21 protein-coding genes are annotated in these 20014 nt (G+C 38.3%); 10 read left to right on the top strand and 11 right to left on the bottom strand.

Translation table 11 applies throughout. The features are described from left to right. The first annotated feature begins 134 nt into the window (after nucleotides 1–134). Both gldJ and AOB46_RS03090 read left to right on the top strand, forming a co-directional pair. Nucleotides 135–1736 carry a gliding motility lipoprotein GldJ gene (gene gldJ / locus AOB46_RS03095; RefSeq protein WP_062696566.1) on the top strand — a complete coding sequence of 534 codons (1602 nt, stop codon included), beginning with the start codon at nucleotides 135–137 and terminating at the stop codon, nucleotides 1734–1736. Nucleotides 1737–1800: 64 nt separating this feature from the next. Next, nucleotides 1801–3072: a UDP-N-acetylmuramoyl-tripeptide--D-alanyl-D-alanine ligase gene (locus tag AOB46_RS03090; protein ID WP_062696565.1), complete on the top strand. Its 1272-nt coding sequence runs from the start codon at nucleotides 1801–1803 to the stop codon at nucleotides 3070–3072. Nucleotides 3073–3178: 106 nt separating this feature from the next. On the opposite strand, the gene AOB46_RS03085 is transcribed toward AOB46_RS03090, so the two are convergent. Beyond that, on the bottom strand, nucleotides 3179–3790 hold the full coding sequence (locus AOB46_RS03085; protein ID WP_062696564.1) for an NUDIX hydrolase: 612 nt from the start codon (nucleotides 3788–3790) through the stop codon (nucleotides 3179–3181). 36 nt (nucleotides 3791–3826) lie between these two features. Here AOB46_RS03085 and AOB46_RS03080 point away from each other — a divergent pair, with 36 nt between their 5' ends. Then, complete coding sequence (locus AOB46_RS03080; protein ID WP_062696563.1) at nucleotides 3827–4216, top strand: hypothetical protein; 390 nt, start codon at nucleotides 3827–3829, stop codon at nucleotides 4214–4216. A 183-nt stretch (nucleotides 4217–4399) separates the two neighbouring features. Here AOB46_RS03080 and AOB46_RS03075 read toward each other — a convergent pair whose 3' ends face one another. The 3 genes from AOB46_RS03075 to AOB46_RS03065 are packed head-to-tail and all read right to left on the bottom strand — an operon-like array spanning nucleotide 4400 to nucleotide 7330. After that, complete coding sequence (locus tag AOB46_RS03075; protein WP_062696562.1) at nucleotides 4400–5446, bottom strand: anhydro-N-acetylmuramic acid kinase; 1047 nt, start codon at nucleotides 5444–5446, stop codon at nucleotides 4400–4402. Continuing rightward, on the bottom strand, nucleotides 5446–6045 hold the full coding sequence (gene lptC / locus AOB46_RS03070; RefSeq protein WP_062696561.1) for an LPS export ABC transporter periplasmic protein LptC: 600 nt from the start codon (nucleotides 6043–6045) through the stop codon (nucleotides 5446–5448). The genes AOB46_RS03075 and lptC overlap by 1 nt, the downstream gene beginning before the upstream one ends. Nucleotide 6046: 1 nt before the next feature. After that, a complete protein-coding gene (locus tag AOB46_RS03065; RefSeq protein WP_062696560.1) occupies nucleotides 6047–7330 on the bottom strand; it encodes a hypothetical protein in 1284 nt (427 codons plus the stop codon). A 233-nt stretch (nucleotides 7331–7563) separates the two neighbouring features. Between AOB46_RS03065 and AOB46_RS03060 the strand changes: the two genes are divergently transcribed. After that, the gene (locus tag AOB46_RS03060; RefSeq protein ID WP_062696559.1) at nucleotides 7564–8682 is read left to right on the top strand and encodes an ATP-binding protein; all 1119 of its coding nucleotides are present in this window, start codon (nucleotides 7564–7566) and stop codon (nucleotides 8680–8682) included. Nucleotides 8683–8721: 39 nt separating this feature from the next. Here the strand turns inward: AOB46_RS03060 and AOB46_RS03055 are convergent, their stop codons facing one another. Together AOB46_RS03055 and AOB46_RS03050 are read right to left on the bottom strand one after the other, a co-directional pair. Continuing rightward, nucleotides 8722–8955, bottom strand: a complete 234-nt coding sequence (locus tag AOB46_RS03055; protein WP_062696558.1) for a hypothetical protein — start codon at nucleotides 8953–8955, stop codon at nucleotides 8722–8724. Nucleotides 8956–9045: 90 nt separating this feature from the next. Beyond that, complete coding sequence (locus AOB46_RS03050) at nucleotides 9046–10113, bottom strand: hypothetical protein (protein ID WP_062696557.1); 1068 nt, start codon at nucleotides 10111–10113, stop codon at nucleotides 9046–9048. A gap of 110 nt (nucleotides 10114–10223) precedes the next feature. Here AOB46_RS03050 and AOB46_RS03045 point away from each other — a divergent pair, with 110 nt between their 5' ends. From AOB46_RS03045 to AOB46_RS03030, 4 genes are all read left to right on the top strand, one after another. Continuing rightward, a complete protein-coding gene (locus AOB46_RS03045) occupies nucleotides 10224–10850 on the top strand; it encodes a TetR/AcrR family transcriptional regulator (protein ID WP_062696556.1) in 627 nt (208 codons plus the stop codon). Continuing rightward, the gene (locus AOB46_RS03040; RefSeq protein ID WP_062696555.1) at nucleotides 10834–12150 is read left to right on the top strand and encodes a TolC family protein; all 1317 of its coding nucleotides are present in this window, start codon (nucleotides 10834–10836) and stop codon (nucleotides 12148–12150) included. The genes AOB46_RS03045 and AOB46_RS03040 overlap by 17 nt, the downstream gene beginning before the upstream one ends. Nucleotides 12151–12166: 16 nt before the next feature. Continuing rightward, the gene (locus AOB46_RS03035; protein WP_062696554.1) at nucleotides 12167–13270 is read left to right on the top strand and encodes an HlyD family secretion protein; all 1104 of its coding nucleotides are present in this window, start codon (nucleotides 12167–12169) and stop codon (nucleotides 13268–13270) included. Nucleotides 13271–13395: 125 nt separating this feature from the next. Next, on the top strand, nucleotides 13396–14973 hold the full coding sequence (locus tag AOB46_RS03030) for a DHA2 family efflux MFS transporter permease subunit (protein ID WP_062696553.1): 1578 nt from the start codon (nucleotides 13396–13398) through the stop codon (nucleotides 14971–14973). A gap of 51 nt (nucleotides 14974–15024) precedes the next feature. On the opposite strand, the gene AOB46_RS03025 is transcribed toward AOB46_RS03030, so the two are convergent. The 3 genes from AOB46_RS03025 to AOB46_RS03015 are packed head-to-tail and all read right to left on the bottom strand — an operon-like array spanning nucleotide 15025 to nucleotide 17391. After that, a complete protein-coding gene (locus tag AOB46_RS03025; protein WP_062696552.1) occupies nucleotides 15025–16035 on the bottom strand; it encodes a TQO small subunit DoxD in 1011 nt (336 codons plus the stop codon). Between the two features lie 50 nt (nucleotides 16036–16085). Beyond that, nucleotides 16086–16439, bottom strand: a complete 354-nt coding sequence (locus tag AOB46_RS03020; protein ID WP_131724309.1) for a hypothetical protein — start codon at nucleotides 16437–16439, stop codon at nucleotides 16086–16088. Between the two features lie 37 nt (nucleotides 16440–16476). Then, nucleotides 16477–17391, bottom strand: coding sequence for an alpha/beta fold hydrolase (locus AOB46_RS03015; protein WP_062696550.1), 915 nt, complete (start codon nucleotides 17389–17391; stop codon nucleotides 16477–16479). Between the two features lie 196 nt (nucleotides 17392–17587). On the opposite strand from AOB46_RS03015, the gene AOB46_RS03010 reads away from it, so the two are divergent. Beyond that, a complete protein-coding gene (locus tag AOB46_RS03010; protein WP_062696549.1) occupies nucleotides 17588–18148 on the top strand; it encodes a DNA-3-methyladenine glycosylase I in 561 nt (186 codons plus the stop codon). A gap of 86 nt (nucleotides 18149–18234) precedes the next feature. On the opposite strand, the gene AOB46_RS03005 is transcribed toward AOB46_RS03010, so the two are convergent. Beyond that, nucleotides 18235–18744, bottom strand: coding sequence for a hypothetical protein (locus tag AOB46_RS03005; RefSeq protein ID WP_062696548.1), 510 nt, complete (start codon nucleotides 18742–18744; stop codon nucleotides 18235–18237). 255 nt (nucleotides 18745–18999) lie between these two features. After that, nucleotides 19000–19365, bottom strand: coding sequence for a winged helix-turn-helix transcriptional regulator (locus AOB46_RS03000; RefSeq protein ID WP_062696547.1), 366 nt, complete (start codon nucleotides 19363–19365; stop codon nucleotides 19000–19002). Nucleotides 19366–19457: 92 nt separating this feature from the next. Between AOB46_RS03000 and AOB46_RS02995 the strand changes: the two genes are divergently transcribed. Continuing rightward, nucleotides 19458–19988 carry an NAD(P)H-dependent oxidoreductase gene (locus AOB46_RS02995; RefSeq protein WP_062696546.1) on the top strand — a complete coding sequence of 177 codons (531 nt, stop codon included), beginning with the start codon at nucleotides 19458–19460 and terminating at the stop codon, nucleotides 19986–19988. Nucleotides 19989–20014: the final 26 nt, after the last annotated feature.

The following is a 20014-nucleotide window of genomic DNA, read 5'->3' as shown; positions in this document are numbered from 1 at the left end:
TAAATGAAAATTTTAGAATTAAATTGTGATACAATAAAATTAATTTGTTAACGTTTTTCAAAAAAATCAAATGTTTACTTGATTTATTGAATAATTTATTTTTTCTTTGTACTTTGAAAATATTTATATCGACTATGAAAAAACTAAAGTTGTTTTCATTAATAGCATTAAGTTCTACACTTGCATTAACCAGCTGTGGCGGGTCAGGAACCAGCAAAGGAGGCGGCACCAAAAAATTTGTCAGCAAGACAGGTTGGAAACCAAACGAAAAACAGGGTTGGTTTTTTGCAGGAAAGCAACAAAAGCAGAAAGGTTGGCCGGGAATGGTATATGTAGAAGGTGGAACTTTTACAATGGGATTAGTGAAAGATGATGTTATGCACGATTGGAACAATACACCGCGCAGAATGCAGGTAAGTTCGTTCTTTATCGGAGAAACTGAGATTACTAACTATGAATACCGCGAATACCTTACATGGTTGAAGTATGTATTCCCGCCGAGCGATCCTAGCTTTAAGGAAATCTATAACGGTGCCCTGCCGGATACCTTATTATGGGACAACAAATTAGCTAGAAACGATTATAATGAAACTTATCTGCGTTCTCCGGAATTCGATTACTACCCGGTAGTAGGAGTTTCCTGGACTCAGGCAAACAGATATTGTGAATGGCTTTCAGACAGAGCCAATGAAAAAGCTTTGATGCAGGCTGGTATTATTGCAAAAGATTTGTATATCAACGAATCTAATAACCAGGGTGGAACTGCTTTCAATATGGATAAATTCAAATCGAATGATCCTGAAATGCAAGGGTACATCAACGAAAAAAGAATGCAGCAGAAAAGTGGTATGAAAACTACCAACCAAAGACTTCTTGCTGCCAACAGAGCTCCTAATGCATCTATGGTTCAGAAATTCAGACTTCCTACAGAAGTTGAATGGGAATACGCAGCATTGGGAATGGCTAAAAACAGAGAATACAACCAATACACAGGAAAGAAACCTCAAATTGAAAGATTAAGAGGATCCAAAGGAAGAGACAGAGGAATGTTCCTTGAAAACTTCAAAATGGGTAAAGGTGACTATTCTGGTCTTCCGGGATGGAAAAATGACGGATCTGCACAAACTTCAGATGTTAGACAATATCCTTCCAATGATTTAGGAATCTACGGAATGTACGGAAACGTTTCTGAATGGACTGCCGACGTTTACAGACCTATCATTGACGAAGACTTCAGCGACTTCAACTACTACAGAGGAAATATGCCTCAGGCGATCGTAAGAAACGGTGACGGAACTTACAAAATGATCGAAGAAGGTACAATCAAATACGATACTTTAGCTGACGGAAGACTTGTATACAGAGGACTTCCTGGACAGTTTGAAAGAGAAACTATCGCAGATTACAGAAACTTCAGAGATGGTGACAGACAATCTTCTCTTGAATATTACAGAGCTTCAGACTCCGCAGCTTCATTTGACATGTACAACTCTCCTAAAACAAGATTTGTTGTAGATGCTAACGGAAAAGTGAAAATGCAGAAAGATACCAAAGACAGAACTTCTGCTATCTCTAATGAAGTGAGAGTAGTAAAAGGAGGTTCATGGATGGATACTGCATACTGGTTAGATCCGGGGCAGAGAAGATATAAGAATCAGGGGAAAGCTTTTGGTTGGATCGGATTCCGTGTTGCACAGGATGCCAGAGCCAGCGATAAAGGTAGAACTAGAAGATAATATTTATCAAAAAATACTTACAAAAAACCTTCCGGATTTTCGGAAGGTTTTTTATTTTTGAACTATGAATACAGCACAGTTTTATCCTTTACTGCTACAGGCAGATAAAGTGACCATCGACAGCAGAAAGATAGGAAAAAACGATATTTTCTTTGCCTTCTCCGGTGAAAATTTCAATGCAGCAACCTTAGCAGAAAAAGCCATAGATGACGGGGCGCTGGCAGTGATTGTTGAGCAGGCTGAATTTGAAAATAAATCCAGGAATATATTCTATGTTCCATCTACGTTGGAATTTCTGCAGGAACTGGCCATTCATCACAGAAACCAGCTTCAGATACCTGTTATAGGCCTTACAGGTAGCAACGGAAAAACAACTACCAAAGAGATCATTCATGCGGTGCTTTCGGAAAAATTCAATGTTCAGTATACCTTTGGAAACCTGAATAACCATATTGGAGTTCCGCTTACGATACTCTCTGTTAAACCGGAACATGAAATGGCTGTGATTGAGATGGGAGCCAATCATCAGAAAGAAATAGAGCTTCTGTGTACCATTTCGCAACCCAATTTCGGGTATATTACCAACTTCGGGAAAGCTCATTTAGAAGGATTCGGAGGATTTGAGGGAGTCATAAAAGGAAAATCTGAACTCTATGATTATCTGAAAAACAACGGCCAGACTATTGTTGTTAATGAAAATGATCCTATTCAGAAAGAGAAAACAGAGAGCTATCCGGACAAAATAACATTTGGAGGCATAACCTCGGAATATCAGTTTGAATTAATTTCAGAAGAACATTTTGTTGGATTAGGATATCAGGGCATGAAAGCAGTGTCAAAACTTACGGGGGAGTATAATTTCACCAATCTTTGCGCTGCTGCAAGTCTCGGGCTGTATTTCGGAATCAGTTTCGAAAATATAAAGCATGCGGTTGAAAGCTATACACCAACAAATATGCGTTCCCAGGTTGTAAAGAAAGAAGGAAGAACTTTAGTCCTGGATACATACAATGCCAATCCAAGCTCAATGACCGCTTCTCTGAATAACTTCATCTCTTTTGAAGGTCGTAAAACTATCATTATAGGAGATATGCTTGAACTGGGCGATGAAAGTATAAAAGAACACCGTAATATTCTTGAACTGGCCCATACCCTGGGATTCGACGAAATTATTACTGTCGGAAAAAACTTTAAAGCCATTAATCCTTCAGGAATATCTTTCGGGAATACAGCTGAATTGATAGAATACCTCAAAGAACACAAAATACATTCTGAAAATATCCTGTTAAAAGGGTCCAGAGGCATTGCGCTGGAAAAATCTATAGAATTTATTTAATATCAGTTCGGTTTGGTAAGAATAGGAAAGATAGGGGATATGAGAAAGTTTGTCATTTTAAGGCAGATTAACAGCATTCTTCTTTCTGCTTAATTTTTTTTCCAAATTATTTAGGTTGGGAATCCCAGAATTCTCTAACGATCAGCTTAATATTTTTAAAAGTGCTTGGAAAAACCTCGTTTTCAATCTGTGACGTATTTTTCCAGGCCACTTCTGTAATTCCTTCTTCTATCTGAGGCTTTGATGTATCTTCTCCACTGAAAGACATTTCAAACCAATGAGTGCATTTCAGGATTTTTTCGCCATTTCTTTCAATATAAATATGATAGGTAGTGTTGATGAATCTGATCAGTTCCACGTCTCTAAGTCCGGTTTCTTCTTCAATTTCCCTTACCGCAGACTCTTCACGGGATTCCCCTTTTTCCATTTTACCTTTCGGAAGATCCCATTTTCCTAATCTTTTGATGAAAAGAATATCTCCCTGCGGATTGTTCACAAGGCCACCTGCGGCTTCTATAATTCTGAAAAGTCCCTGAAACTCTTTCCAGATCTCTTCTATATTCTCACCGAATATATTAAGTTCCTGCGCAGATGTATTCTCCAGAAGATCCAGTGCAATCTCTAAAGTTGTGAAACTTTCATACTTAAGCTCTTTTTCAAGATTCTCAGGATGCTTAGACACTAATAATTTTTTTTCGTTCACAAAAACTTTATACATTTGTAAGAATTAAGAATTTAAATACAAAAATAAAAAATGAATTTAGAAGGACGAAAAATTATTGTCAATAAATCATCAAAGGAGTTATCAGAATTACTAAAAACACCTGAGAACTATAAAGATTTTATGCCGGACGGTCTTCAGAAGTTTGAAACAAGAGACAACGGATTTAAATTCGGTCTTCAGGGAATGCCTGAAATAGCTTTGAAAATAGATGAAGTTACTGACCAGAAAGCAGTGCTGAAGTCGGCAAGCTCAAGCTTAGACTTTTCTTTGACAGCAACTCTGAATCCTGTTAACGAAAACCAGACTGAAGTTCAGATGCTTTTTGAAGGGAAATTCAATCCTTTTATTAAAATGATGGTAGAAAAGCCGCTTCAGAATTTTATCAATACCCTGACCGATAAGATTGAAGCTTATAAATAAAAAACTAAAAACCTTCACTAATGAAGGTTTTTTTATGCAGTTTTATATTGAATAATTTAAACATGGTTATCGTTTCGTTATTCAGTAAGTCTACTTTTATTCTGTAATTTTTTAGTGTGATGAGGGCCTGAATGCTGAGTTTTTTTAGCTTCCGTAGTTTGGATCAGATTTCAGACTAATATTTTAAACGATTATCCCGGAACAGTGGTCAGCAGTACTTCCGGTAGCGGAAGAAAGAATATTGATCTCATTATTCATCCTTAAAACACCCATGAAGGCAAAGATCAGGGCCTCTTTGTATTCGATGATTTCCTTTTCAGGGATGATAATCTCAGATTTTGTTTTTGACTTTATTTTTTCAATTAAAAACGTATTGTAAGCGCCTCCTCCGGTAACGAGAATATTTGTTATCGCATTTTCATTGAGGACTACGGCAATTTGTTGGGCTGCATGTTCGGTAAAAGTAGAGATGGCATCCATTGTTTCTGTATTTTCCAGCAGGGGGAAAATATTTTGAATGCACCATTCAATACCTAAAGACTTCGGATAGGGCAGGTGATAAAAATCGAGAGAATTAAGCTTATTTAGAATTTCAGGATCAATAGTGCCTTGTCTTGCAAGATCTCCGTTTTCGTCAAAACTTTTGCCTGACTTCTGCGCCAGCCGGTTTAAAACGATGTTAACAGGTGCAATATCAAACGCAATCCTTCTTCCGTTTTTCTGCATAGAGATATTTGAAAATCCCCCTAAATTAAGGCAGGCACCATATTCTGAAAACAGCAGATGATCCCCTATAGGAACTAAAGGGGCACCATTTCCTTCCATGAGTACATCCTGACTCCTGAAATCATAAATAACAGGAAGCCCCGTTTCTATCCTAATGGCTCTTCCATCACCGATCTGAAGGGTAAACTTCTTTTGAGGCTGGTGAAAAACGGTGTGACCATGTGAAGCAATCAGGCTGATATTGTCAAGGCGGTTTCTTTCGATGAATCCTTTAACCAGTCTGCCGGTATAAAAGCCGTACTCTGAATGAAGTTCAAGAAGATTTTCAGAAGATAAATGAACAGAATTTCTGAGCTTTTCTTCCCATTCTGAAGGGTAGGGAATTGTTTCAGTATTCAGGATACGGAAAGCCCAGCTGCCATTTTTCTTTTCAAAAGAAGCAAAACAGATATCCAGACCGTCCAGACTGGTCCCGGACATTAACCCGATAGCCTGTACCTTCATCACTGTGGCATTTTTTTATCAGTAGCTAACCTTTTGGAACTGAAATTTCCTGAATTGTTGTAGAATGTGTATTCAGAAAAATCATCTTTGGCAGTCATTCCATTGGCTCCTACCAGTGTAGAGCCGTCTTCCATTGTTACGTATACGGTATCTTTAGTATAGATTCTGTTTTTTTTCTGGTCCCAGAAAATACTCTGCATGGCAAATTTCTGTCCTTCATTGGTGGTGATTTTTACATCACCTTTTGCTTCATAGAACTTTTTATATTCAAAAATGCGGGCAAATTTTGCTGTGATTTTTCCCGGAATTTTAGGTTTTTTCTTATCAAAAAATTCTATATCGATCCCTTTTCTTGCTACGGTATACGGACTGTCTATGAGCTCGTATTTTTCGATAATCGGTGCTTTAGCCTTTAATACAATAAAACCAGAGTCCCGTTGTATGATATTAGCCTTTTTGATAATCTGTGAAGGGAAGTTTTTGCTGTCTTTTCCGTTAATCTTTGTAAGATCTTCTTCACAGGAAGTCAATATAAAAAATATAGCACAACTAAAAAGGCATGCTATATTTTTATATGATATTTTGTATGAAAAATTCATTTTAGTTGTACAGATTCTTTCTGAACCATTTATCAGCAAAATTGAAGCCGACTCTCAGATTGATATAATTCTGGTTAATCAGGTTATTCTTAAGAGTTCCTCTTTTACCCACTTCAACACCCAGCTCAAGACCACTCATTCTTGTAATACTGCTTGTTTTGAACGGAAGTACAACTCCTCCGGAAATCCCGAATTTATTAATGCTGGTACCGTCTAATTTCAGATTACCTCTTTCATAGAACGCTCCATATCGGTAGATCACTCTGGAGAAATAGTTTCTGAAGTTATTATAGTTAGGAAGATACCATCCTCCGGCAGAAATCCTGTAGGTATCCTGGAAATTAAATGTTTTTCCGAAATAAGAAATATCTTCTCCTTTTTTATAATCAAGCTGACCGGAGAAGAACCAATGGTTTTCACTTCCATAACCTACCCCGATAGAAGCCTGTAATGGAAGAATGTTTTTAGAACTGGTGTTTTTCTCTTCAATGATGCTTACATTATCTTTGGTTGTCTGGGCTAAATCAGTATAACGGTAAGTACTGTTGGTGTAATCAGTAGTGGTGTTACGGGTATTCCCGAAAGTAGCCGTTGCTCCAATGGTGAACTTCTTATCGGTACGGGTATTCAGGCTCTGGTAGCTTCCCCCTAAGGTAAAGTTGAAGTTTTTGATACTGTTTTTAGTTTCGTAACCGTTAATCAGATCAGCTTTGGATGATGTAAATTCATTAAGGTCGTAAAGATTTCCAAAATAAAGATTCGCTCTTAAACCTACGGCAAATTGCTGGTTGATTTTGTAGGATACCGCTGCCTGAGCCGTATTTAATGTTCCGCTTCCTTTAAAACGGTTTCCATATACTGTTCCGTCCTCTAAGGTCTGGGTATTTAGAATATCATAACTCTTGGAACTGTATGGCTGATAGGAAAGTCCCATTTTTACCTTTGAAGATAAAGGGAAGGCCAGTGCAATATTAGAAAGATACGTAGAATGTTTGGTAGACTTCGTATCGTTATAGTTGGTTTTGAAGTAATTGTTTTCGTTGGTTGCTTCCAGTCTGATGCTTGTAAGCTCGAAATTAGAGTTGTTTGCAGGGTTTGCAAAGTTGAAACTGCTTGTGAAATCACTGATATAAGCAGTAGATATACCACCCATAGAGGCAGTTTCAATCGTATTATCATATTTTACATCTCCGATCCCGTAAGTGGCATAAGGAGAATTGCTTATGCTCTGTGCATTCAGGAAGTATCCAGCTGATATGAATGATACTACAAAGATTTTTTTCATTCTTTATTTTTAAAACAATGCGCAAATATCTTAAATATTAATGAATTGTAAAAATTATAAGTGGTTAAAGTTTGTTAAGGGCATCCGGGAAGCCGGAAAGTTGATGAATATTGAATAATTGAATGGGAATGGTAAATAGTCTATCAGTTTCAGCGTAGATTTTTACTAAGTGACAAAATTCACCATTCACATTTTAATTCCATATTCTCCTTCAGATTTTTTATCTTTGGAACATGAATTGGGAGAACATTGCCGGACAACAGAACCTGAAACAGCTTCTTAAAGAAAGCATTGCCGAAAACAGAGTGAGCCATGCCCAGCTTTTTGTAGGAAAAGAAGGATATGGAACATTTCCTATGGTTCTGGCTTATGCTAAAGAGATCTTAAGCCGAGAAAATGAGCATGCTGCCTCAAAAGTGGAGCATTTAAATCACCTCGATCTGCACTTCAGCTTTCCGGTTTTTACGGATAACAAAAATTCTTTGAGTAAAAATAAATTTGAAGAATTCAGGGAAATGATCATGGCTTCTCCTTATTCCAGTTATGATGACTGGACAGCTTTCCTGGAATCTGAAAACAAGCAGCTTTTTATTTCTGCAGACGAAATAGATGATCAGAACCAAAAATTTGCCTTAAAGAGTTTTGAAGGAGGAACCAAAATCCTGATCGTGTGGAGGGCAGATAAAATGAACATTGCAGCTTCCAATAAGTTTTTAAAATTTCTGGAAGAACCTCCGGAAAAAACCATTATCCTTCTTACAGCAGAAAGCACTAACGATATTCTTCCTACTATTCTTTCAAGGACCCAGGTAGTAGAAATTCCGAGGATTGATGATGAAGATCTCGGAAATTTCCTTAAAAAGAACTTTTCACTGACCGACGAAAAAGTAAGGGAAATTGTTCATGAAGCCCAGGGAAATCTTAATGATGCTGTAAAGCTTATGAATTCCGGAAGCAAATCAGATGAATTTGAAAAACTTTTTGTACAATGGGTGCGTGATGCATTTATGGTGAAAAAGAAACCGCAGTTTCTTAAGAGTATCATTTTCTGGGCAAGAGAAATTGCCGGTTGGAACAGAGAAAAACAAAAAAACTTTTTAAACTATTGCTCTGAGATTTTCAGACTGGCCCTACTTCAGAACTATCAGTCGGAAAGTCTGGTGTATAAGAAGATCAATGCAGATGGATTTAATTGGGCCGGATTTTCAAAATTCATCAGTGGAGCCAATATAGAAAGCATTCTGGAGGAAATCAATACTGCGGACCTTCATCTTACCAGAAACGGAAATCCTAAGATTGTCTGGACAGACCTTGGAATAAAACTGTCGAGATACATTCATAAAAGTACATAAAACAAAACTCCGGAGATTTTCCGGAGTTTTGTTTTTTATTTAAGCCGTCTTTTTTTCTTTTACAGCCTTTTTATCTTTTTCTTTTGAAGCGTTCTCTGCTGTTTTCATTTTTGCATCACAACCTTTATGATGAGCATCCGAACAAGCTTTTTTATCTTTTACGGAACATTCTTTTTTGTCTTTTCCTGCACAGCAGCCTCCTTCTTTAGGCTTTTCCTGAGCATAGCCCAAAGAGAATAAACTGATCGCAAGAATGGAAATTGTTTTTTTCATGATTCAAAATTTTTATGCAGATAAATGTAATACTTTTTTGATTATTTAATTAAATCCTGACTAGATAGTTATAGCAGATTCCCAAAGATGTTATAAATTTTTTAGTGAATTCTGAAATTCCTGAAGTTCCTTTTCCATAAAATCCGGGTTATTAAGCTGTTTCCGCATAGATTTTATGTTGCCTATAGTACTTTCTAAAGCAATTCTGAACCATGGAAATTCCTGGCTTAAGGAAGTAAGTTTTGCGAGGGCTCTCAAAGGGTTTTCAGTTTGTGATAGCTGCACGGCATGTTCATATCTGAAAACAGGACAATAATAATATTCTTCCGCAACATAGTCCCAGGCATCATTATCAGCCTCGGTATTCATCAGATACAGCATGGCGAAAATAGAAGAATCAGTATAGCCTTTAGAGAACCTGAAACAATCGAAAACAGATTCCGTATCATTTTGCTGTATTTTTTTGTCCAGTACATCATGAAATAACTGATGGGAAAGTTCTTTTTCAGAATGATTTCCTATGATGTGGAGCACAGTTGCATATTCTACTTTCACAGCCGGATCTTCAGGGTGGCTCTGATAGGCTGTTTCAATATATTCCTTTGCTGTGGGATTATCCAGCAATACCCGGTGAAGTTTTGAAAGCGAAACCAGTTCTTCCTTGGTAAAGTGCCTTTTATCAGACATATTTTCCTCAAAATAGGAGAGTGCTTTCTTAGGATAACGGTCTTTTACGAATCGCTCAACGACTTGCCATTGTTCAAGTTTTTCAAATTGGGATTGATCCCAGAAACGATAGAATAATGATATACGGTCCCATTTTGACTGAATGCCCATCCATTCCCCGAATAGATCCCCATAAGCCTGATAAGGAGGAAGAGTCCCGCCTTTGCCATCTTCAATTTGGATATTGATTTCAATACCCGGATCAGAATGATACCTCTTGAAAGCTTCAGTCATTTCAAGATCAAAGCGGTTTCCGTCTTCATTGGATGAGGGAGCTGTTTCTTCTGATACAACATTGATATCTTCAGCAAGACCGGCTGTTGTTTCCTCTGGTAATACAGCTGCCACTTCCTCAGGAAAGTCATTTTTTAAAGTCACTTCATTGGTCTGTTTTTTTTTCTTCCTCTTAAAAAGGAAATCAAATAGGCCCATACGTTTTAGTTTTTTGTAAATATAAATTAAATCTATATTAAAAAATCAATCAATCGTTTGATTTTGTAAAAATCTTGCGTACATTTGCGCCTTGAAAAAATGGAAGTGATATGATTTCAAAAGAAGAAAATATATTATTTGCTGCTGAAAAACTCTTTGCTGAAAAGGGTTTCGACGGAACCTCAACCAGGGAAATCTCAAAGGCAGCTAATGTAAACATCTCCATGATCTCTTACTATTTCGGATCAAAAGAAAAATTATACGAAAAACTTGTTGAATACAGAATGAATGAAGGGCAGTTCTTCTCAAAAGACCTTTTGGAAAGAACAGATATTGATGAATGGCAGAAAATTGAAAGAATTGTAGACCAGTTTTCCGGAAGGGTAAGACATCACAAATGTTTTTACAGGATTATGCAGCGGGAGCAGCTTCATACCAAAAATCCACAGATCATCGAATTTCTGAAACAGACAAAAATGGGATTTCTATCCATGTATTCTCAGGTGCTTGAAAGTGGTTTAAAAAAGGGGATTTTCACCAAGAAGCCTCCTATTTATCTGCTTCATTCCACCATAAGCGGAACTTTGTTTTATGCATCCAATGCCAAAGAAATGTATAAGGAATTCCTGAACGATACAGAAGAAGACGAGGTTTTTGACGAAAAGTACTACACAGAACTTAATAAACATATAAAATATTTACTAAAAGACCTTTTAGGTTATGAAGAGAATAAATAACTCGGTTATGGCACTCTCCCTGTTAATGGGAATTACAGCCATTCATGCTCAGGAGAAGAAACATCTCAGTCTTGATGAAGCCGTACAGCTGGGAATCCAGAACAGCAAGAGCTTAAAGATTGATGCCGCTAAAATTGAAGAAGCTACAGCAGATCTTTTGGAAGCAAAAAACAGGCAGCTTCCTGAACTGAAAGTTTCGGGAAGCTATATGTATCTTCCTACCAAACCAACGGTTGACCTGAAGATTTCAACAGGTTCAGGAGGTGCCGGAGGCCCGGAGGTGCATCAGGTTGCTTATGCATCGGCTAATCTGAGTGTTCCGATCTACAGCGGAGGAAGAATTAAATACGGCATTCAGTCTGCAAAATATCTGGTGGAAGCCTCGAAATTAAGCACAGAGAATGATAAGACTGCTATTGCTTACAATGTTGCTCAGGCCTATAACAATCTGTTTAAAGCCAATCAGTCTATTAAAGTTTTAGAGGAAAACCTTACAGCTTCCCAAAAAAGAGATGAGACCTTCCTGAAGATGGAAAATAACGGGATCATAGCAAGAAATGACCGCCTGAAGGCGAACCTGCAAACCTCCAATATTGAACTTCAGCTGTTGGAAGCCAAAAACAACTACAATATTGCCAATATCAATATGGACCTGTTATTAGGACTTCCTGAAACCACAGAAATTGAAGTGGACCAGAACTATATAGAAGAAGGAAATGATGTAAAACCTGTGAGTTTCTATATAAATGAAGCAAGAGAAAACCGTAAGGATCTTCAGGCTCTGGCACAGCAGAGAAAAGCAGCAGAATTGGGAACAAAAGCAGCGAAAGCCGAGAATCTTCCTTCAATAGCTTTCACAGGAGGGTATGTGGCAGCTGATATTCCTAAATTTCTTACAGTGTATAATGCACTGAATGTAGGAATCGGGATTTCCTACAATTTATCCAATCTATGGAAAGAAAATTCATCCCTGAAACAGTCAAAAGCAAGAGAAATGCAATTGGCAGCCACTGATGAATTACTGAATGACAACATTAAGCTTGACGTTAACAGAGAATATCAGAACACCGATTATTCTAAAAAGAGGATCTCCGTTTTTGAAAAATCTGCTGAGCAGGCTAATGAAAATTACAGAATTACAAGGAATAAATATGATAACGGTCTTGCGACCATGACGGAACTTCTGGATGCTGATGCCGCCCAGATTGCCGCAAACGTAGGCGTAATCAATGCTAAGGCAGATGCTGCCCTGGCTTACAGAAAATTATTACAGACAACAGGAACTTTAACAATTAAATAATCAGATCGAAACCAAAATGGAAAATAATAATACACAGGCAGCTGAACCTAAAAAGAAAAAAAGTTTAGTCTTTCCTATCATTTTAGCAGCTGTAGTAATCGGTGGGGGGATCTATGGTTACAGAGCTTATACTTACGGGCAGTACCATGAAGAAACGGATGATGCTCAGATCTCTTCCAATATGGCCCCGGTAATTTCTAAAATTTCAGGATATGTTGCTGAGGTAAAGGTAAAAGACAATCAGTTCGTAAAAAAAGGAGATACTCTGGTTATTCTTGATAACAGGGATCAGAAAATGTCTTTGGAACAGGCTCAGGCGGCTTTATCAACGGCAAAAAGCAATATCTCCAATGCGGAAGCAACAACTACTGCTACCTCGAAAAACATCAACAGTTCACAGGCAGCCGTAGCAACAGCAAACGCGCAGATTGAAGCGGCGAAAGTAAATGTTTGGAAAACATCACAGGACTTAAAAAGATATGCCAACCTGGTGAAAGATCATTCCATCACAGAGCAGCAGTACGAGCAGGCTTTAGCAGCAAAACAATCAGCAGATAAACAGCTTCAGGTTCTGGTAGATCAGAGAAATCAGATCGCTCAGCAGACAACGATTGCTTCTTCCCAGACAGCTGCAAGTTCACAGCAGATCAGTGTGGCAAGTTCTGTGGCAAAGCAAAGAGAAGTAGATGTGGAAAATGCCAGACTTAATTTATCATACACTGTAATCCTGGCTCCGGAAGACGGATATGTGGGGAAAGTTCCTACCCAGGCAGGGCAGTACCTTCAGGCAGGAGCCCAGCTTTTTGCTTTGGTTAAAAATGACCAGAAATGGGTAGTTGCCAATTTCAAAGAAACCCAGGTTGACAAAATGGTAGAAGGACAAAAGGTGAAAATTGAAATTGATGCTTTCCCTGATAAAGAATTTGAAGGTGTGGTAAGCTCATTCTCTCCTGCAACAGGAGCTACGTTCTCTATTCTTCCTCCGGACAATGCAAGTGGTAACTTTGTTAAAGTAGTTCAGCGTCTTCCTGTAAAAATTGATTTTGTGAATCTTGATAAATCCATTGCAAAACGATTGAGAACGGGAATGAATGTAAAGGCAGAGGTTTCGCTTAAATAATACTTAAAATGGTAAATAGGCCAATTGGGACTGCTGTCAATAGTGTTTTTTTAACAGTTTGTATTAAAATTCACCGTTCACTGCGCAGCAAGTTCACCATTGACTTTTTTACATTGTAAAAACGTATGCAAGAATCATTAGTAGAATATGGAGCACGGAGAGTAATCATCACGATTACAGCAATCCTCTGTGCTTTGCTTGAAATTGTGGACTCCACGATTGTCAATGTTGCATTGAATGAAATGAAGGGGAATCTTGGAGCCACACTTTCTGAAGTAGGCTGGGTAATTACGGCTTATGCAATCGGGAATGTAATTATCGTACCCATGACGAGCTGGCTCTCGCAGCAGTTCGGACGTAGAAACTACTTTGCAGCTTCCATCATTATATTTACGGTATTTTCGTTTTTATGCGGAAATGCCACCAATATATGGGAACTTGTATTTTTCAGACTGATGCAGGGAATCGGCGGTGGAGCCCTTCTGGTAACTTCACAGACAATTATTACAGAGTCTTATCCGATTGAAAAAAGAAGTATGGCACAGGCCATTTACGGATTGGGAGTGATTATCGGGCCGACTTTAGGGCCGCCATTAGGCGGATATATCGTAGACAACTATAGCTGGCCGTATATTTTTTACATCAATATTCCGATTGGGATTGCGGCAACCCTAATGACGCTCCAGTTCGTAAGAAGTCCGAAATATGCAGAAAAACGTAAAGTTTCAGATGTGGACTGGATTGGTATCGCTTTATTAGCCGTAACAGTAGGTTCATTACAGTTTATTCTGGAAAGGGGACATGAAGAAGACTGGTTTGAAAGCGGAATGATTGTAGCCTTTACGATAGCTGCTGTTTTAGGATTCATCCTTTTCCTATGGCGGGAACTTACCTTCAAATATCCGATCGTGGAGCTCAGGGTACTGAAAAACGGAAACCTGAGAATCGGTACGGTGATGTCATTTGTTTTAGGGTTCGGATTATATGGATCTACCTTTATTGTTCCGCTGTATACCCAGAGTATTTTGGGATGGACAGCCCTTCAGTCGGGTGCACTGATGATTCCGGCCGCACTGACTACTGCTTTCATGATGCCGATCATCGGACGGCTTCTGACCAAGGGAGCTAAACAACAGATTCTGGTATCGCTGGGACTGTTTATTTTCTTTATTTACAGTTTCTGGGGATATAAAATCCTGACACCGGATACCAGCAAGGATGCATTCTTCTGGATGCTTATTGTAAGGGGAGCAGGTTTAGGGCTTTTATTTATCCCGATCACTTCATTGTCACTGAGTACACTGAAAGGTCAGGAGATTGGCCAGGGAGCCGCTTTTACGGGAATGATGAGACAGCTGGGAGGATCTTTCGGGATTGCAGCCATTACCACTTTCATTGCCAATGCAGGCCAGAAATACAGGAATAATCTGATCTCCCATCTGGATGGGAATAGTTTTGATGTTCAGCAAAGGCTGGCCGCATTAAAGGCCAATTTTATTGCAAAGGGAATGACACCTGATGCCGCAATGAATGCCGCTTATAAAATGATGGATCTTTCCGTGACGAAGCAGGCAACCGTGCTTTCTTATATGGATGTTTTCCTCTATCTGGGAGTGATATTCCTGGTTTGTATTCCGTTTATTCTTTTCATTAAAGAAAGGAAAAGCAAAGAGAAAATAGACCTGAGTGAAGCGATGCACTAATTATAATTACATATAAAACCTCCGGTAGCTCCGGAGGTTTTATTGTTTACGTCATTGAATTTCCAATGTCCATTCCGTTCCGCTGATGTCTATCAGTTTTATCCTATGGATTTCTTCTTTTTTCAGGTCGTCAATCGTAATCAGCAGATCTGCTTTTGCGCCGAGAGGAATAATCAGGCTGTGTTTGCCCGGTTTAACCTTAGCCACATAATGATTTTTGATTTTTTCTTTCGGAAACTCTGAAAGATCAGCCTGATTCAGTTCTTTTAAAATTTTTCCATCTTTATCCGTCAGCTGAATCCCAATCAGGAAAGATCCGTAGACATCAGCTCCTTCCGTTCTGTATATTTCAAATTGAATATGCTGATGATTGAAAGATACATTGGAAATCTCCACCTTAGGCTTTACCGATTTATTATGAAGCTTCCCCCAGACTCCCCCGTGGAAATATTGGTTGGTATATAACGTTAGTCCAAAGATAAGTGCAGAACCTGCCAATACAAATGTTTTAGGTTTGGATAGCGGAAGACTGCCTGAGCCCAGCCATAGGAACCATTTTTTATGGGTAAACGCTTTATTTTTCTTCATGAAGTAATAATCCAGTGAATAAGTGCTGCTTCCGGAAAGAAAGAGGATAAATCCGCCTGCAATTCCTAAAACGCCAATCTGCCATTCATCAAGGCAGGTAGTCCCGATCCAGCCGGAGCCGAGCAGGATTCCCAGTGCCAGGCTGAAAATTCCGAAGCTCATCAGTCTCGTAAAAAATCCCAGAATAATCAACAATCCTACAATGGCTTCCACGATGGTAAAGATCATCATTGACCTCTGCAAAGCATCCGGATGGGTCACCAGATATTCTATAAGAGGTTTAATACCTAAAGCATTGGGAAGGAAATGATTGAATTTTTCACCAATATATCCGTTTTCATCGGGAATTAATTTATTCTCAAGGACAAGTCTTCTCCAAAATGCCGAGAAGTAAGTCCATCCAATCACAAGGCGGAGGGACAACGTGTAAAGACCTGCCGGATCGTAAGAACGGCTGTCTGCTGTATATTTCATTATATTTTATGTGTTGAAAGATTAATATTAAAAATAGGTTCGGAAATGATCTAACCCAGATGTAATTTCAATCTTTTAAATAAAATATATTTGGGAGGACTGTTTCCAGAAACCCTTCCTGAATATGAGCTGGAACGGTCATTAATAAAGAATAATCGTTTGCTTGATGGATGGGATGGCTCTCCGCTCTGCTGTTTACGGTCGGATTTAGAAACAGAGGATTTTGACGTTGGATTTTCAGTAGCTCCGTCACAGGAAAATACTGATCCGGAGGTCATTTTTATTTTGTTTAAGCCACTGATGTACTGAATATCAAAAATACTGAGTACATCCCGTTTTACAGAACACGGAGATAATGAAAACGCCAGAATAAGCATGATCAGGAATGCTTTATAGGTCTTCATATGAATTCTGGCTGCCGGCATATTACAAAGCTACACTTTATTTTAAATATTGGCTCATCAACTTCAGAAATTCATTCTGCTGGTCTGCAAATAAGTAGTGAGAGCAATTGGTTATGAGGTTAAAATGATTTCTTCCTGCAATGTTTTTTATATCATTAAGCTGTTTTTCTGAGAAAATTCCGTCATTTTTACCATAAACAGCATAAATTGGGATTCCTCCTTTTTTGATTGCGTGTAAAGCTGAGGTATTATCCAGGTTGTTCAACGGTTCATTTTTGTAAAACTTTATCGGAGATTCCGGATTTCTGAAATTAGCAGCATAAAACTCACTGTCTTCGTAGGTTTTCCTGAGATTCCGGCTTTCTGCGGTAGGAGAGGGCATGGTAAAAAAGTGCATTTCGCTGGCCAGTTCGTAGCATCTTTTCCGGTAATCTGCAGAATTTTTACTCAGACTCTCAATTTCTGCAATTTTTTTTAGTTGTGATGGATTGTCCTTAAACGTTTCTTTTCCTTGTTTTAAAATATGATCGTACGTTTCCTGCTGCGTAAATAACGCACCGGCAAGAACTAAAGCACTAACTTTTTCAGGATACTGCCTGGTAAACAATGTTCCGATGATTCCTCCGAAGCTGTGAGCCAGAATTGAAGCTTTTTTGAGATGATAGGTCTGGTAGATCTGGTTCAGGTCATTAAAGCTTTCGTTGAACGTCATCATTGCAGTGCTGTCTTTAGAGCGTCCTTCTCCGCGTCTGTCATAAACAATTACGTAAAATCCTCTGTCAGCAAGCCGCTGTGCCGTTGTTCCCTCAAATAGGGTAGCATTTCCACTTGGTCCGCCATGAATGAAAATAACGGCAGGATTCTTTTGATTTCCATATGCTTTGGAATAGATATGCTGGGAATTGAAAAGGGTATAGATCAGTGAAAAAGCAACTGTTAGCAGAAGTTTCATAGGTTATCGGATTTTTTGTGCTAATTTAGGATGTTTTGTGAAACAACGGTAAAGAAAACAAACTATTAAAAAAACGAAAGAAAATATTCATTTTTTTAATACTGCTGACAAACAGTTGTCAGCATCCTGCCTTATCTTTATAGGCTGAAAAGTTTTTTAGCTTTAAAAAATTTTGTTTAAACGAAAATATATTTCAATGAGTTATTGCTTAGCTATATCCGGAATGCAGCCCGAAAGCAGAAAGGAACTGCATAAAAACTATCACGACAATTATTACGGATTCCCGATCCATGATGATAATGAATTATTTGGAAGACTGATCCTGGAAATCAATCAGGCAGGATTAAGCTGGGAAACAGTCCTGAAAAAAGAAGAAAGCTTCAGGAAAGCTTACAGCAATTTTAATATCCGGGAAATTGCTTCCTATACGGAAGAAGACCGTGAAAGGCTCCTGGGCGATCCGGGAATTATCAGAAACAGACTGAAAGTGAATGCAGCTATTGAGAATGCCAAAACGATCCTGGAACTACAGGCTGAATTCGGCTCATTCGAGAAATGGCTGAATCATCATCATCCCAAAACGCTTCAGGAGTGGATGAAGCTGTTTAAAAAAACATTCAAATTTACAGGAGGCGAAATTGTAAATGAATTTCTGATGAGCACCGGATACCTGAAAGGGGCGCATCAGGAAACATGCCCGATACATGCCCGGGTTTTAGAACAAAAGCCTTTGTGGAAGGAAACAGAAGGATCTTAAAATAATGAGGTAAAATTCGGGGTTACAGGATGCGGCGGCGGAGCCGCCGCATCCTGTAACCCCGAATTTAGTTTATAAAGATGTTTCTATCGTAAGCTTCGCACTGAAACATCAGGCTTTTCACCCTGGGGAACAATAAAAATAGCATTATCATTGATGGTATCTCCGGAATCGAAATAATAACTTCCTGTTACCGGAATGGTACTGGTTATATATTTACCGGATTTGTCATAAGCAGAATAGGTTACATTAATGAGTTGGGTTTTCATTTTCAGCTGGATCTTTTTAGAAGTAAGCTTTGCCCCCGTAGCATTGATGCAGTTCAGCTCTACGATGCCTGTATCACTTATGATCTGGGGATAAGCAGAGAGTCTGATATTATAAGATTTATCGGTTGTGTTCTTTACAGATGCAGAAACTTTATAACGGTCATAAGGCTTTCCGCCTGCCTGTATGCTTTCTTTGTTAAGAATAGAGAAAGTAACTTTCATGCCGTTTACATCTATTGTTTCGCCGTCAGAGATCTTTTGGGCATGGGCATAAGTTCCGCAGCATAAAGCAGCTGTCATACAGATTAAAAAAGTCAGATTTTTCATAGTATCTATTTGATGGATAATGTTTATTAAATCTACAAAAAAAACCATTTATAATATTATAATAGAAAATAATTCAACGTAATAGTGATAAAAATTAAAATAATTCTGTTTTTTACTATTGTTTTATTTTTAATTCGCTAAAAATATATATAAAGCTGAAAAATATAAATATAAACAAAGGAATTGTCTATTCTATAAAAGACTTTTTAGAAGGTCCCGGACAAGAGTAGTTTCCATCTTCCGGCTTTCTTGCCCTTATATCTTTTGAACAGCCAGTTTGTGTTCTTTTCCCCATTTTTCAAGTTCAAGAATAATGGTTTTAAGCTGATATCCTATTTCTGTAAGTTCATATTCCACGCGGGGAGGAACTTCGGCATAAACCTTTCGGGTAATGATCTTTTCTTCTTCCAGCCGTCGGAGCTGAAGCGTGAGCATACGTTCTGTGATGTTGGGAAGACATTTTTTCAGCTCACCGAATCTGAGTTTTCCGTTAATGAGATAGCAGCAGATTGCCAAAGACCATTGTCCTCCGATCAGGTTGGAAGCATATACTTCGGGACATTCGTCGGCAAGGGCTTTTTTATTAGCGAAATTAGTGGAGGTTTCCTTTATTTTAGTCATTACTTACATTTTTTATAGTACCATACAATAGGTTGCTAATGTACGAAATGTAAGTTACGTATATTAATTTTGTAACAGAAATCGAATTAAAAATGAAAACATTAGTTATCGTCATTCATCCGGATATAGAGAAATCAGTAATCAATAAAAGATGGATGGAAGAGCTGAAAAAGTATCCTGAAAAATATACGGTTCATGCATTGTATGAAGAATACCCCGATGAAAAAATTGATGTCGCCAGAGAACAGCATTTAATGGAAGCCTATGACAAAATTATTTTTCAGTTTCCTTTTTACTGGTTCAGCAGCCCTCCGCTTCTGAAAAAATGGCTGGATGAGGTTGTCTTATATGGCTGGGCCTACGGGAGTAAAAGCGGCTATAAACTTGGAGGAAAGAAAATGTCACTGGCAGTTTCCGCAGGAATTGATCAGGATGGATATAGTGCTTCAGGAAAATATAAATATACAATGAACGAGCTTTTCAGACCCTATGAACTGACTTTTGATTATATAAAAGCAGACTATCAGGAACCTTTTGTATACTACGGAATAGAAAACGATCCTTCAGAAGAATGGATTGAAAAAAGTGTCCCGATGTATCTTCAATTCTTAGATGCAGTGTAGCATAAAATCAATTTTATATAGCTCTT

It is taken from the genome of Chryseobacterium indologenes (assembly GCF_001295265.1).
GTDB lineage: Bacteria > Bacteroidota > Bacteroidia > Flavobacteriales > Weeksellaceae > Chryseobacterium > Chryseobacterium indologenes_A.
The sequence above is the reverse complement of the archived record's forward strand: the minus strand, read 5'-3'. Positions and strand labels throughout refer to the sequence as shown.